Genomic DNA, 13098 nt, shown 5'->3' with positions numbered 1-13098 from the left:
TCGCCTCGCGCGGCCGCTGGAGCCCTTTCGTGCCCACTTCAAAGCCAATCGGCCTGCGTCAATGGATCTGGCGGGCCTTCGTTCGCAGTGCGCTCATTCCACTGGTGCTGGTGGAGACCGCGCTGATCGCGATCTATCTGCTGACCAACAACGCGATTCGCGATGCGCAGGTCGAACATCTGCGCGAAACCGCGCTCAACGATCTAGAGGCGGCGGTGAGTCTCGAGTCGCGGCTGATCAGCGAGCAGCTCGGCCAGGTCAGCTCACTGACCCAGTTGTATCGCAATCTCACCGCGCAGGCGCTGCAGGGCGAAGCGCCGCAGCAGGTGCCCGAGCTGGCGCTGAGCGACGAGGGGGTGCGCTACAGCCCAAGCGACGATGGCGGCGCCGCCGTGTTCTATTCCAACGCCACCGCCCCCGAGCGGCACGACCTGCAGAAGATCGCCAGGCTGCGGCAGCTGGAGCCGCTGATGAAGGAGGTCGAGGCGCGCAACCCGCTGGTCGCCAGCCTTTATTTCAACAGTTGGGACAGCTTCAACCATATTTATCCGTGGTTCTTCACGCTCGACCAGTACCCCGCGGACATGGATATTCCCAAATACAACTTCTATTACCTGGCCGACGCCGAGCACAACCCGTCGCGCGGCGTGGTGTGGACCGACGTCTACCTCGACCCGGCCGGGCACGGCTGGATGATGTCGGCGATCGCGCCGGTGTACCGTGGCAATTTCCTCGAAGGCGTGGTCGGCATCGACATCACCGTCAGCGGCATTCTCGAGCAGATCGGTCAGGTACAGGTGCCCTGGGGTGGCTACGCCATGCTGGTCAGCGACGACCTGTCGATCATGGCGCTGCCCGAGCCTGGCGAAGCGGATTTCGGCCTGGCCGAGCTGACCGAACACTCCTATCTGGATGCCATCCGCCGCGAGGTGTTCAAACCGGAGGATTTCCAGCTCGACCGTCGCCCGGAAACCGCCGAACTGGCCGCCGCGATCTCCGGTAGCAGCAGCGGCGTGCAGCAGGTGATGCTCGGCGGCCGACCGCAGCTGGTGGCCTGGACCACCGTGGCGCAGACCGGCTGGCACCTGCTGGCGGTGGTCGATGAGGCTGCGGTATTTCGCCAGACCAATGCGCTGGCGAGCCGCTATCAACAGATCGGCTATCTGCTGATTGCTGGGCTGGTGCTGTTCTATATCGGCTTCTTCGCCCTCATGTGGCTGCGTGCACGCCAGCTCAGCGGTGCGCTGCTGACACCCATCGCCGGCATCTCGCGGATGCTCGGCGAGATTGGCGTCGGCCGCTGGCAACCGGAGCCGGCACAGTCGCAGATTCGCGAACTGGACGAGATGTGCCGTCACACCCAGGACATCGGCAGCCGCCTGGCCTATAGCGAGTCCGAGCGCTGGGAGGCGCAACGACGCCTGGAACTGGTGCTGGAAAGCGCGACCGAAAGCCTCTGGGAATACGACATGCCCAACCACCGGCTGCGTATACGCGGCGGCATGGTGACGCGCTTCGGCCTGCCGTCGGGGCAGCTCAGCGACAGCGAGTTTCGCCGCCGTATCCACCCCGATGACTTGCCGCAGGCGCTGGCGCAGATCGAACGCGTCAGCCGCGGACTGCAGCAGCGCTATGAGGCCGAGTACCGCTTCGCCGATACCCAGGGCCAATACCACTGGTTGCTCAGCCGCGGGCGCGTGCTCGCGCATGACCCGGATACCGGCGTGGCGAAGATACTGGCCGGCACCCATGTGGATATCGATGCGCTGAAGCGGGTCGAGGAGGAGCTGCGTACGGCGACCCTGCAGGCACAGGCTGCCAGCGAAGCGAAGGGCCGGCTGCTCTCGGGTATCAGCCATGAATTGCGCACGCCGCTCAATGCGATTCTCGGTTTCGCCCAGCTGATGCGCATGGACTGCGACGACGAAAGCCAGTCCGAGGCGGCGGAATACCTCGACGAGATCCTGCTCGCCAGCCGCCATCTAAACCAGCTGCTGGGCGAGATTCTCGAATGGTCCAGCCTGCAGAACGAACCGGCGCAGCTCGAACTGCAGGCGGTGGACGTCTGCAAGCTGATGCGCGAATGCGCCGAACTGGTCTCGCTCGACGTTCAGCAGCGCGGCCTGCATCTGCAGTTGCAGTTGCCGGATGAGCCACTGCAGGTGCTCGCCGAGCCGCGCCGGCTGCGCCAGGTGCTGCTCAACCTGCTGTCCAACGCGATGAAGTACAACGTCCCCGATGGCCACATCAGCCTGCGCGCCGAAACCAGCCCGGGGCATGTGCGCCTGCTGGTCGAAGACTCGGGGCTGGGTATCGAGCCCGCACAGCAGGCGCAGGTGTTCGAGCCCTTCCAGCGGCTCGGGCGCGAGAACAGCATGATTCAGGGCACCGGTATAGGACTGTCGTTGTGCCTGGAATTCGCCCGCCTGATGAACGGCCAGCTGGGGCTGCACAGCGAACCCGGCGTCGGCAGCCGTTTCTGGATCGACTTGCCACGCCTGGCGCCTGCTGCGTTGCAGTAGCGCCTGGTCGCACGGGGTACTGGCTGGTCACGCCTTGCGCTATACTGCGCGGCTTTCGCGCGGGTGGCCATGGTCGATCCGCGATTGTCCCGGCCACGCTCTTTTGCGTGGTTTGTTGTTATTGACGCGCCCGCGGGCGCCCGATGAGAGGCACGACGATGAGCGCACTGGTAGGCGTGATCATGGGCTCCAAGTCCGACTGGTCCACCCTGAGCCACACCGCCGAGATGCTGGAAAAGCTGGGCATCCCCCATGAAGTGACGGTGGTGTCCGCCCATCGCACCCCGGACCTGCTCTTCCAGTACGCCGAACAGGCCGAAGCCCGTGGGCTGCGCGTGATCATCGCTGGTGCCGGTGGTGCCGCCCATCTGCCGGGCATGTGCGCGGCCAAGACGCATCTGCCGGTGCTTGGCGTGCCGGTGCAGTCGTCGATGCTCTCCGGGGTCGATTCGCTGCTATCGATCGTGCAGATGCCGGCCGGCGTGCCGGTTGCCACCCTGGCCATCGGCAAGGCCGGCGCGATCAACGCCGCGCTGCTGTCGGCAAGTATCCTCGGCCACGAATTCCCGGAGTATCACCAGGCGCTGAAGAAATTCCGCGACGAGCAGACCCAGACGGTCCTCGACAATCCGGACCCGCGCGGTTGAGCCGGGACTAAACTTCGCTTCCTCGCGCTGTGCCTGTCACGCGCTGAATCTGCCGCCTAGTGAAGGGCCGTTGATATGAAAATTGGTGTGATCGGTGGCGGCCAGCTGGGCCGCATGCTGGCCCTGGCGGGCACTCCGCTGGGCATGAGCTTCGCCTTCCTCGACCCGGCGCCGGACGCCTGCGCCCAGGCCCTCGGCGAACACATCCGCGCCGACTACGACGACAAGGATCACCTGCGCCGGCTGGCCGACGAAGTGGATCTGGTGACCTTCGAGTTCGAGAGCGTACCGGCCGAGACGGTGGCCTTCCTCTCGCAATTCGTGCCGGTCTACCCGAGCGCTGAATCGCTGCGCATCGCCCGCGATCGCTGGTTCGAAAAATCCATGTTCAAGGACCTCGGCATTCCCACCCCGGACTTCGCCGACATCCAGTCGCAGGCCGATCTCGACGCCGCGGTGGCCAGCATCGGCCTGCCCGCCGTGCTCAAGACCCGTACCCTGGGTTACGACGGCAAGGGTCAGAAACTGCTGCGCAAGCCGGCTGACGTTGCCGGTGCCTTCGCCGAGCTGGGTAGCGTGCCGTGTATTCTCGAAGGCTTCGTGCCCTTCACTGGTGAAGTCTCGCTGATCGCCGTGCGTGGCCGCGACGGCGAAACCTGCTTCTACCCACTGGTGCACAACAGCCACGAGAGCGGCATCCTGCGGCTGTCGGTGGCCAGCAGCAACCATCCGCTGCAGGCGCTGGCCGAGGATTATGTCGGTCGTGTGCTCGAGCAGCTGGACTACGTTGGCGTGCTGGCCTTCGAGTTCTTCGAGGTCGATGGCGGCCTGAAGGCCAACGAGATCGCCCCGCGCGTGCACAATTCCGGGCACTGGACCATCGAAGGTGCCGAGTGCTCCCAGTTCGAGAACCACCTGCGTGCCGTCGCCGGGCTGCCGCTGGGTTCGACCGCCAAGCTGGGCGAGAGCGCCATGCTCAACTTCATCGGCGAAGTGCCGCCGGTGGAGAAGGTCATCGCCATCGAGGACTGCCATCTGCACCACTACGGCAAGGCCTTCAAGGTCGGGCGCAAGGTCGGTCACGCCACGCTGCGTTGCCCGGATCGCGCCACCCTCGACCGGCAGATCACCGCCGTAGAGACGCTGATCCCGCATTCCTGACGCCCGGCCGTCAGGCTTCGGCGAACGGTGACAGCGCCCTCGGGTCCGATTGGTTACCCACCTTTCGGATCTCAGGAGCTTATCCATGGGCATCATCGGCACCATCATCATCGGTCTTATCGTCGGCCTCATCGCACGTTTCCTCAAGCCTGGCGACGACAGCATGGGCTGGATCATGACCATCCTGCTCGGTATCGGCGGCTCGCTGCTGGCGACCTATGGCGGCCAGGCGCTCGGGCTGTATCAGGCCGGCGAAGGCGCGGGCTTTATCGGCGCGGTGGTCGGTGCGATCATCCTGCTGGTCATCTACGGCATGGTCACCAGCCGCAAGCATTGATCCGCCGGGGGCCGCGCCCTGCGGCCCCGTTCTCTCGCATGTAGTTGCCTTATGCGCACATTCGTCCTCTCGCTGCTCTGCTGCCTCGCTTTCGTTTCCCACGCCCAGGCCATGCCGCCCGAACTCGACTGGCTCGAACTGATGCCGCCCGAGGACCGTCAGGCGCTGGAGGAAATGCCCGAAATCGACCACTCGACGCCGGAAGATGCCGGCTTCAGCGACCAGGGTGGGCTCAAGCAGGAAGCCGGGCTGCCGGCGGTGATGTACTCGGCCAAGACCGTCGCCGAACTGAATGGGCGCGAGATCCGTCTGGGCGGCTATCCGGTGCCGCTGGAAAGCGACGCGCGCGGGCGCAGTATCGAGTTCTTCCTGGTGCCCTATCCGGGCGCCTGCATCCACGTGCCGCCACCGCCGCCGAACCAGATCGTGCTGGTGCGCTACCCGAAAGGCATTGCCCTGGAGGACATCTATGCACCGCTGTGGGTCGACGGACGCCTGCAGATCGAGCCGGTCAGCAACGACCTGGCCGACGCCGCCTATGCGCTGGAAGCGGCGGCAGTCGAGCTGGTCGACGAAAGCGATCTCTGAGGCGCGTAGGTTGAGGAGCGTAGGTGTAGGTTGGGTCGGGGCGCGTAGCCTGAGGCGCGCAGCGACGAAGCCCAACGCGTGCCGCGCCCGTTGGGCTTCGCTGCGCTCAACGCCAACCTACCCGTACACCGTTCGTGCATGGGTGCAGGGGGTAGGTTGAGTCGGGGCGCGTAGCCTGAGAAGCGTAGCGACGAAGCCCAACAGGTGCATGCCGTGCCCGTTCGTGCATGAGCGCCACGAGGTGGGGCGAGGCATGGGTCGGTTCGGACACGTAGGTTGAGGAGCGTAGGTTGGGTCGGGGCGCGTAGCCTGAGGCGCGCAGCGACGAAGCCCAACGTGTGCCGCGCCCGTTGGGCTTCACTGCGTTCAGCGCCAACCTACCCGTGCACCGAATAGACAGCTTCCAAGGAGTCCCGAATGCCGCTGGATACCGGACAACGCCAGGCCTTCCGCGCCCTCGCCGAGCACACCGCGGGGATCGACGAGCAGGTCTACCGCCGCTTCGAGCGCGATCCACTGGATCCCATCATCGGCCTCGGCGCCGCCGATGCGCCGCTCTGCTTCTTCGGCCGCGACCCGGGCCGCGAGGAGGTTCGTTATGGCGAGCCCTTCATCGGCTCCGGCGGGCAGATCGTGCGGCGCGTGCTGTATCGCCACCTGCATGGTGAGGAGATGCCGGATTTCGAGGCGGGGCGGGCGCTTGGGCAGCACTACTTCTGGATCAATACCGTGCCGTACAAGCCGCTCGGCAACAAGGCCTGGTCGATGGCAGTCAAGCGCCGCTTCCATCCGCTGATGCGCCAGCTGCTGGTGGACAGCTGGCGCGGGCGGCACATCATCACCCTCGGCCGCGAGGCGTTCCTCTGGTTCGGTATCGACCAACCGCGTGAGGCACGCCAGCTTCTGGAAGACTTCTGGCAACGTGAGGATCGCTTCACTGCCAGCTTCGACGTCGAACTGCAGGATGAGCAGGGGCAGAGCCGCACGTTCACCCTGCACCCGCTGCCGCACCCCTCACCGCTGAACCAGACCTGGTTCAAGCGTTTCCCGGACCTGCTCGAGGCGCGCCTGCGCCAGCTCGACGGCTAGCTGACCTGATTGCTGATCTGCCCGGCCTGCCAGGCGGCGACGTTGCCCAGCGTGGTGCCGGCGATGGCGGCCAGCGCTTCGTCGGTGAGAAATGCCTGGTGCGCGGTGACGATGACATTGGGAAACGACAACAGCCGCGCCAGCACATCGTCCTGCAGCGGCAGGCCGGAGTGGTCCTCGAAGAACAGCCCGGCCTCCTCCTCGTAGACGTCCAGGCCCAGATAGCCCAGCTGGCCGCTCTTCAGTGCGCCGATCAGTGCCGGCGTGTCGATCAGCGCGCCACGGCCGGTGTTGATCAGCATGGCGCGCGGCTTCATGGTCGCCAGGCTCCGCTGGTTGATCAGGTGGTGCGTCTGCTCGGTCAGCGGGCAGTGCAGACTGACGATATCGCTGCTGGCGAGCAGCTCGTCGAGAGCCAGGTAACGCATGCCCAGGCGTTCCAGCTCCGGGTTGGGGAAGGGGTCGTAGAGCTGCACCTCGCAGCCGAAACCGAGCATGATCCGCGCGAACACCGCGCCGATCTGCCCGCTGCCGACCACGCCGACCCGCTTGCCCACCAGATCGAAGCCGGTCAGCCCTTGCAGCGAGAAATTGCCCTCGCGGGTACGGTTGTAGGCCCGTGGCAGACGTCGGTTGAGCGCCAGGATCAGCGCCACGGTGTGCTCGGCCACCGCGTGCGGCGAATAGGCCGGCACCCGTACCACCGGCAGGCCGAGACGCTGGGCACAGGGCAGATCGACATGGTTGTAGCCGGCCGAACGCAGGGCGATCAGCCGCGTGCCGCCAGCGGCCAGCTTCTCCAGCACGGGCGCCGATAGCACGTCATTGACGAATGAACAGACCACCTCGGCGCCCGCGGCCAGCGCTACGGTATCGGGATCAAGGCGCGGCTCGAGGAATTGCAGCTCGAAGCCATGCGCCTGATTGGCAGCCTGGAAGCTGTCGCGGTCATAGGGTTTGCTGCTGAACAGGGTGATGCGCATGGGAGCCTCGCGATAAAGGGCGACTGCCCACAGGGTGCGGCAGATGCCCGCCGAGGCCAAGCCGATTCTGCCGACAGGCTCTGCCTGGTCTGGCGTCTTGGCCCGGTTCGGCGCTCAGCCTTCGCTGCGCTGCGGGTCGGCGCTGCGCGGGTAGGTGCGCTCCTCCTGGATGCTGCCGTCCTTCTTGTGAATCTTCACCGAGGCCGTCTTGCCTTCGAGGAAGGTTGCGGTCACCTGCAGCATCTCATCCTTGGTCGCAGCGGTCTTCGAGGCGCGGGTCGCCCCCTGCTTGCGCAGTTCCCAACCGTTATTGGTGGCGTTGATATGGTAGTTGTCCATGCGTGCCTCCTCTGACGTGATGCAGGTTTAGAGGGGCGTCGGCCGGGGCGGTTCGCCGAGTCGGCACACCGCGGCGTGCAGGCTGATAGCCTGTGCGTCCAGCCCTCGCGGAGCATCTCATGTACACGCACGCCCGATTGCGCGCGATCATCACGGCCGACCCGCTACGCATGCGGGTGCTCGGTCTGGTGAAGGCGCTCGCTCTGCCGGATTGCTGGGTGGCAGCAGGTTTTGTGCGCAGTGCGGTGTGGGATCACCTGCATGGACGTGACAGCAGCCCGCTGCCTGCGGATATCGATGTCATCTGGTTCGACCCCGACCGGCCCGACAAGGCGCGGGATACCGGGCTCGAGGCGGTACTGCGGCACTCGGACGGCTCGCTCAACTGGTCGGTGAAGAACCAGGCCCGCATGCACCTGCACAATGCGGATCAGCCCTACCGGTCGGCAGTGGACGCGATGACCCACTGGCCGGAAACGGCCACTGCGGTCGGGGTTAGGCTGGGAGCGCTGGATGAGATCGAGGTGGCGGCCCCGCTGGGGCTGGACGATCTGTTCGATCTGATCGTCCGACCCACGGCGGCCTTTCGTGCCGGCAAGCGACAGGTCTATCTGGAGCGCCTGGCTGTGAAGCGCTGGCCCGAGACCTGGCCTGGCCTGCGCATACTGCAGGACTGATCGTCAGCGCCGTACTGCGGCTTAGATGAACGCCTGCCGCGCTACGCCACGAGGCAGGCGATTGCGCCCCGGCAGCTGCTCCAGGCGTTTCTGCCATTCGGCGCGCGCGGACAGGACGGAAGCCGGCTTCGTGGCTGTTGCGGGCGCAGTCGCGACGGACTTCACCGGCGCTACGGGTGTACTCGCTGCAGTTTTCGCTGCCGCTGCGGGAGCCGTCGTTGCCGTCTTCGCCACGGCTGCGGGCGCACCCGCAGCGGTCTTCGCCGCCTTCGCCGCGGCCCTCAGTTCGGCGAGGCTCGGTGTCTTGCGTACAGGCTCGCTGACCGCCTTTTCCACGCTGCGTAGGCACAGCTTGCAGGAAACCTGAGCGGCATCGTCGGAACTGTTGAGGCTTGAGCCGGTGCGCCCGCATGCGACATTCCCATGGGGCGCGGAATAGTGAATCACCAACGTACTGTCTCCTGAATTTCGGGGCGCGGGATTCTACACGCTCGGTCCGCCCAGGCAATGCCGGTGGCAGAAACTCAGAGGGCAGCCGTCCGTGCGCCGACGGCAGTCGATTGCAGCGCATCGGCGCCCGGCGAAGTCATACCGACGAGGTTCGGCATGACCGCACGGATGATGTCGGCGAACAGCTGCAGCTTGGCGGGATAACTGCGCGCGTGCGAGTAGATGAGGTAGCGGGCAGCGGAAAACGAAAAAGGCCCGCATTTCTGCGTAATGCTGTTCACTTAAGCGGGGCAGCCTTACGATCCACCGGATATCGGGTTTTGGAAATCTTCACCGTCCTTGGCCTTTTTGGCCTTGGACGGTGATCCAGAAACATCCCCCCGACACCTCCTCTTAACTCAGCCAACCTTCTACCTGTTGCCGATACCGGATTGGCCGCTGCCATGACGATCAGTTGCACCGCAATGTACTGGCAGGCGGGCTTGAAGCGTATATCCGATGGTGTTCGGCCAAAGGTGACTGCGGCTTGGCTGGCCTCCCGACGGATGATGTTATAAGCGAGCAGGAGCCCCCACACCTCCTGATAAATCAGCTCGACCTTCTTGCTCCGTAGCGTCACCGCGTTTTGTTGCATTGAGCTTTTGATGTCCCTGAAGCCCAACTCAATCTCCCAACGCTCCAGATACAACTCGGCGACAGCTTTTGTGCTGTACCCCTTGGCCGGCAGAGAAGTGAGCAACGATCTGACGCGCCCTCGGCTTTCATAGCTGACCTCACGCACCTCCCAGTGTGTAGGCAGCTCGGGATTACGTTTGCGTGCCTGGGGCGAGACCTTCATCCGAACACGGCGATCATGTTCGCCATAACGCTCGACTTCCTCCATCACCAGCCCCTTGCGCGCTGGCGTCAGCCAGTGCCGATTGCTTCCTCCACCCACCACGCCCAACAGCAGATCAGCACCCCAGAAGCCCTTGTCGAACAATGTGATCGAATTGTCCGGGATCTGACTCAGGAAGGTTTCGGCCAGGCGCATTTCGCTGTCCCGGTAGGGACTAAGCTGAGCATCGAGGATCACGTGGGAGCGCACATTCATCAGGGCAACAAGCCGTAGCATTGGGAAAGGCGTCTGGCGGTCGTTGCCCGTATTGCCAGAACCGAAATGTTCTCTCAGCTCAGGTGAGTCAGGGGTTCGCAGAAATGCGCCATCTACTGCGAATACTTGCAAGCCGTGCCAAGCATCGCCTTCGTATCGCTCGCAGCCCCATTGTTTACCTGTCTGACGGAACAAGGACTCGACCGGGTCGGCACCCAGCCTTTTACGCGCTTCAGTCACACCGCTGCGCGCCAGTAATTGATCAGATGCCAGGCCTTGAGCGCAAATATTCAGGCGCCTGGCTACTTCATGTACGGGCTCATCGCGGAACAGCGCCATGCCCAGCACCAACCAAAGCACCTGGTCACTCGGTAGGCGTCGCCGTCTTATGGTGGCCTGAGCAGAGAGGTTGAGCGCACTGGCAACCCATTCGACAGGGATGTTCTGAGTGAAGGTGCTGAGGTCGGAGAAGTTGAAGAGGTCGCTAAGGTCGAACAGTTGCTGCTGAATGGGCATAAAAAATCCGATACCAGGAGACTGATATCGGATTTTCTGGAAAGCCCGGCTTGGACTCAAATGCTTAAGTGAACAGCATTACGCATTTCTGCGAGCCTTTAAATCGTGGTGCCGGCACCAGGAGTCGAACCCGGGACCTACTGATTACAAGTTTGTGGGTCACCAATTATATGGTTATATGCAGAGATAGATGAGCCTCTACATAGAGTGGGTTTTGGCTTAGTGGGAGCCTCACCAAGTAAGACCAAAATAGACCAAAATCGATAGCCCATGCTAGCCCGGTGATAGCCTGGCGGGTAGACGACAAGGAGTGAGATCGTGAAGTTGAAGTTCAACAAGAGGGCGTTATTAGCGGTTGAGCTACCAGTGGCGGGGAAGCGAGTGGCAGTGTATGACACAGAAATTCCGAAGTTGGCGATGAGAGTAACCTCGGCTGGGAGCCGTACCTTTTATGTCGTCAAACGGGCCGGCGCCTCCATGGCTTGGATAAAGCTCGGTAGCTTTCCTGAAATGACCGTCGAGCAAGCCCGTGCTGAGGCGCAGAAAGTCCTCGGTGAATTTGCATCGGGTGCCAACCCCGCTGCAGCTCGCCGGGCAATCCGGCAAGAGCCAACCTTCAGCGAAATGCTTGTCGAGATGCTGGCCAAGAAGAGAAAGCGTGACGGCTCGTCCATCACTGAGGCCACCAAGAAAGACTATCTCGATACCGTTCGGCTTCACATGAGCTCGATTGCCAGTAGCAAGCTGTCACATATCACTCGCTCTGAGGTGAAGGCTATCCACAGCAAGACGAGTAAAAAGAGTGCCCGCCAAGCAGACAAAGCTGTCGCTATCATTTCATCCGTCTTTAATTACGCCGCTGATCAGGAACAATTTAGTGGCACTAATCCAGCGAGTCGCATCCAGAAGAACCCAGTTACTGATCGGGATCGCTTCGCTCAAGCCGTTGAGCTTCCCTATCTTTTGGCCGCAGTCGCCGAATCCAATCAAGGTGACTTTTTTTGGCTCTCGATTCTCACGGGCGCGCGTCGCTCCAATTTACAAGCTATGGCTTGGCGTGATATCGACCTGGGTGGCCGAGTCTGGCGTATCGGCGTTACCAAAAATGGTACGCCGCAGAATGTCACTCTTTCACCCGAGGCTGTCGCCATTTTGCAAGCTCGCAGGCGCCGCCACGCTGAGAGCTCGTCTTATGTTTTCCCGGGCAACGGAAAGAAGGGACACTTGGTTGAGCCCAAAAAAGCCTGGGCATCAATACTTCGGCGTGCCAGCTTACGACGTCTGCTGGATGTCCTAGAGGGACTCGGTAAGTTAACTGCCGAAGAGCGGCAGCAGGCCGATGAGGCAGTGGCCGAAACGCCCGCAATAGCTGAGCGGCGATGGTATGGCTTGGCCGAGGCGTTGGGACTCGACCGGCAAAGCTACGATATGACGGATTTACGTATTCATGACCTTCGCCGCACGCTAGGTAGCTGGCAAGCGAAGACCGGCGCATCGCTGCCGATTATCGGAAAAAGCTTAAATCACAAGAGCTTACAGTCCACGGCTATTTATGCACGCCTTGATCTAGATCCGGTGCGTCAGTCAGTTGAGGCCGCAACGCGGGCCATAATAGAAGCTGCTGGGCCTCGAAAGGCTGCAGCACCGACTTCAAAATTAGGTGCCCTCGGAGAGCTAACTCCTGAGTCTAACTGAGACCTATTGTTCTGATTCGGGCTAGGAGCCCATGTCGAACAGGTTTCCGCGAATATCGAACAGTTCCGAAAACATCGGTAAACTTGTTGCTGGATTTATGCGTAGGAATGGCTGATCCCGATAGTTCATCAGAACATAATCGGGTATCTCAGAGTCGCCGGCTGGCTCGCACCATGTTTGCGAGTTAAGTGGTAGGTGCTCTTGTGAGAGAGGTGTGGTTAACCCTAGCGAGTCATGTACTACTACAGGCTCTTTGCCCGCAATATAAATGATAGTGACATATCCGAAATCTTGAGGTTGGCTCTCTTGCGTGGTATGGCGTAGTAACCGTTTTATCCAGTTCATTTTTAAAACCAAGAGCCTACATTGGATCTCGATTTTTTCATCGTCAGTTGTCGACTGTCGCCATCTAAATTTTCAAGCTGCAAACGGATAAAGTCGCTGTCAGCACCCTGATTCCTTCGGATATAAACCGTTACTTCAACCTCGTAGAAGCCTTCCTGCGCTTCTGCCAATGTCACTATGTCTTCTGCGTGCCGATATATCTGTTCCATGCGATTACCCGTAGTCAAGCGAAATACGCGCCCCTAGGTAGGAGGCAAACCTGCAAGGTTTAAACCCATGGCGCGCTGCCGGTGTTGGTGCACCGCCGGCTGGCCCAGCCGCTTAACCGGCGGCCTCGGTTGCATATAAATTCAATTTACCTTTTCTCTAATTAGTAGCAAGGGCTCTACTGGAGTTTAAGTGTTGCTTTAGAGCGGCTATCTCTGTGATTCGAAGAAGAAAAAAGATAGCCCGCGGGATGTCAGTCAGAACCGAGCTCAGTCGCCATCTGTCGCCAATCCGTCGCCAAGTATTGGGACTGCATCGCCTGCTGGGTCGCCATTGTCGCCGTTGTCGCCAGGAGATTACTTTCGGTAGAAGCCGGTCCCGAGTTGGCTGGCGGACACAGCCCAGATCGTGCAGTCAGCTAGGTTGCGTTCATGATGGGTGGGCGCGTT

At 62.1% G+C, this 13098-nt stretch carries 14 protein-coding genes; 8 read left to right on the top strand and 6 right to left on the bottom strand.

Going from position 1 to position 13098, the window contains the following annotated elements; genetic code table 11:
- Positions 1-29: 29 nt before the first annotated feature.
- From P5704_012570 to P5704_012545, 6 genes are all read left to right on the top strand, one after another.
- The gene (locus tag P5704_012570; protein WOF76915.1) at positions 30-2522 is read left to right on the top strand and encodes an ATP-binding protein; all 2493 of its coding nucleotides are present in this window, start codon (positions 30-32) and stop codon (positions 2520-2522) included.
- Positions 2523-2680: 158 nt separating this feature from the next.
- On the top strand, positions 2681-3169 hold the full coding sequence (gene purE, locus P5704_012565; protein WOF76914.1) for a 5-(carboxyamino)imidazole ribonucleotide mutase: 489 nt from the start codon (positions 2681-2683) through the stop codon (positions 3167-3169).
- Between the two features lie 75 nt (positions 3170-3244).
- Positions 3245-4330 (top strand): 5-(carboxyamino)imidazole ribonucleotide synthase, encoded by a 1086-nt coding sequence (locus tag P5704_012560; GenBank protein ID WOF76913.1) that lies wholly within the window; start codon positions 3245-3247, stop codon positions 4328-4330.
- A gap of 85 nt (positions 4331-4415) precedes the next feature.
- Entirely contained in the window at positions 4416-4667 is a 252-nt protein-coding gene (locus P5704_012555) for a GlsB/YeaQ/YmgE family stress response membrane protein (GenBank protein WOF76912.1), read from the top strand.
- 51 nt (positions 4668-4718) lie between these two features.
- Positions 4719-5255: a DUF3299 domain-containing protein gene (locus tag P5704_012550; GenBank protein ID WOF76911.1), complete on the top strand. Its 537-nt coding sequence runs from the start codon at positions 4719-4721 to the stop codon at positions 5253-5255.
- A 417-nt stretch (positions 5256-5672) separates the two neighbouring features.
- Positions 5673-6344 carry a uracil-DNA glycosylase family protein gene (locus P5704_012545; GenBank protein ID WOF76910.1) on the top strand — a complete coding sequence of 224 codons (672 nt, stop codon included), beginning with the start codon at positions 5673-5675 and terminating at the stop codon, positions 6342-6344.
- On the opposite strand, the gene P5704_012540 is transcribed toward P5704_012545, so the two are convergent.
- Together P5704_012540 and P5704_012535 are read right to left on the bottom strand one after the other, a co-directional pair.
- Positions 6341-7327, bottom strand: coding sequence for a 2-hydroxyacid dehydrogenase (locus P5704_012540; GenBank protein WOF76909.1), 987 nt, complete (start codon positions 7325-7327; stop codon positions 6341-6343). The genes P5704_012545 and P5704_012540 overlap by 4 nt on opposite strands.
- A 114-nt stretch (positions 7328-7441) precedes the next feature.
- Positions 7442-7666, bottom strand: coding sequence for a DUF2188 domain-containing protein (locus tag P5704_012535; protein WOF76908.1), 225 nt, complete (start codon positions 7664-7666; stop codon positions 7442-7444).
- Positions 7667-7785: 119 nt separating this feature from the next.
- Between P5704_012535 and P5704_012530 the strand changes: the two genes are divergently transcribed.
- Positions 7786-8343 carry a nucleotidyltransferase family protein gene (locus P5704_012530; protein ID WOF76907.1) on the top strand — a complete coding sequence of 186 codons (558 nt, stop codon included), beginning with the start codon at positions 7786-7788 and terminating at the stop codon, positions 8341-8343.
- A gap of 21 nt (positions 8344-8364) precedes the next feature.
- Here P5704_012530 and P5704_012525 read toward each other — a convergent pair whose 3' ends face one another.
- The 3 genes from P5704_012525 to P5704_012515 form a co-directional block, all read right to left on the bottom strand.
- The gene (locus tag P5704_012525) at positions 8365-8793 is read right to left on the bottom strand and encodes a hypothetical protein (protein WOF76906.1); all 429 of its coding nucleotides are present in this window, start codon (positions 8791-8793) and stop codon (positions 8365-8367) included.
- A gap of 74 nt (positions 8794-8867) precedes the next feature.
- Positions 8868-9074 carry a hypothetical protein gene (locus tag P5704_012520; GenBank protein ID WOF76905.1) on the bottom strand — a complete coding sequence of 69 codons (207 nt, stop codon included), beginning with the start codon at positions 9072-9074 and terminating at the stop codon, positions 8868-8870.
- A complete protein-coding gene (locus tag P5704_012515) occupies positions 9071-10396 on the bottom strand; it encodes an IS4 family transposase (protein WOF81219.1) in 1326 nt (441 codons plus the stop codon). Before P5704_012515 ends, P5704_012520 begins: the two co-directional genes overlap by 4 nt.
- A 324-nt stretch (positions 10397-10720) precedes the next feature.
- Here P5704_012515 and P5704_012510 point away from each other — a divergent pair, with 324 nt between their 5' ends.
- Positions 10721-12097: a tyrosine-type recombinase/integrase gene (locus P5704_012510; GenBank protein ID WOF76904.1), complete on the top strand. Its 1377-nt coding sequence runs from the start codon at positions 10721-10723 to the stop codon at positions 12095-12097.
- 347 nt (positions 12098-12444) lie between these two features.
- Here the strand turns inward: P5704_012510 and P5704_012505 are convergent, their stop codons facing one another.
- On the bottom strand, positions 12445-12651 hold the full coding sequence (locus tag P5704_012505) for a hypothetical protein (protein ID WOF76903.1): 207 nt from the start codon (positions 12649-12651) through the stop codon (positions 12445-12447).
- Positions 12652-13098: the final 447 nt, after the last annotated feature.

The organism is Pseudomonas sp. FeN3W (assembly GCA_030263805.2).
GTDB lineage: Bacteria > Pseudomonadota > Gammaproteobacteria > Pseudomonadales > Pseudomonadaceae > Stutzerimonas > Stutzerimonas stutzeri_G.
The sequence above is the reverse complement of the archived record's forward strand: the minus strand, read 5'-3'. Positions and strand labels throughout refer to the sequence as shown.

What these genes read in the sequence shown, in the direction of transcription:
- purE (WOF76914.1), top strand. Translation starts at nt 2,681, where the DNA reads ATGAGCGCACTGGTAGGCGTGATCATGGGCTCCAAGTCCGACTGGTCC.
- P5704_012560 (WOF76913.1), top strand. Translation starts at nt 3,245, where the DNA reads ATGAAAATTGGTGTGATCGGTGGCGGCCAGCTGGGCCGCATGCTGGCC.
- P5704_012555 (WOF76912.1), top strand. Translation starts at nt 4,416, where the DNA reads ATGGGCATCATCGGCACCATCATCATCGGTCTTATCGTCGGCCTCATC.
- P5704_012550 (WOF76911.1), top strand. Translation starts at nt 4,719, where the DNA reads ATGCGCACATTCGTCCTCTCGCTGCTCTGCTGCCTCGCTTTCGTTTCC.
- P5704_012545 (WOF76910.1), top strand. Translation starts at nt 5,673, where the DNA reads ATGCCGCTGGATACCGGACAACGCCAGGCCTTCCGCGCCCTCGCCGAG.
- P5704_012540 (WOF76909.1), bottom strand. Translation starts at nt 7,327, where the DNA reads ATGCGCATCACCCTGTTCAGCAGCAAACCCTATGACCGCGACAGCTTC.
- P5704_012535 (WOF76908.1), bottom strand. Translation starts at nt 7,666, where the DNA reads ATGGACAACTACCATATCAACGCCACCAATAACGGTTGGGAACTGCGC.
- P5704_012530 (WOF76907.1), top strand. Translation starts at nt 7,786, where the DNA reads ATGTACACGCACGCCCGATTGCGCGCGATCATCACGGCCGACCCGCTA.
- P5704_012505 (WOF76903.1), bottom strand. Translation starts at nt 12,651, where the DNA reads ATGGAACAGATATATCGGCACGCAGAAGACATAGTGACATTGGCAGAA.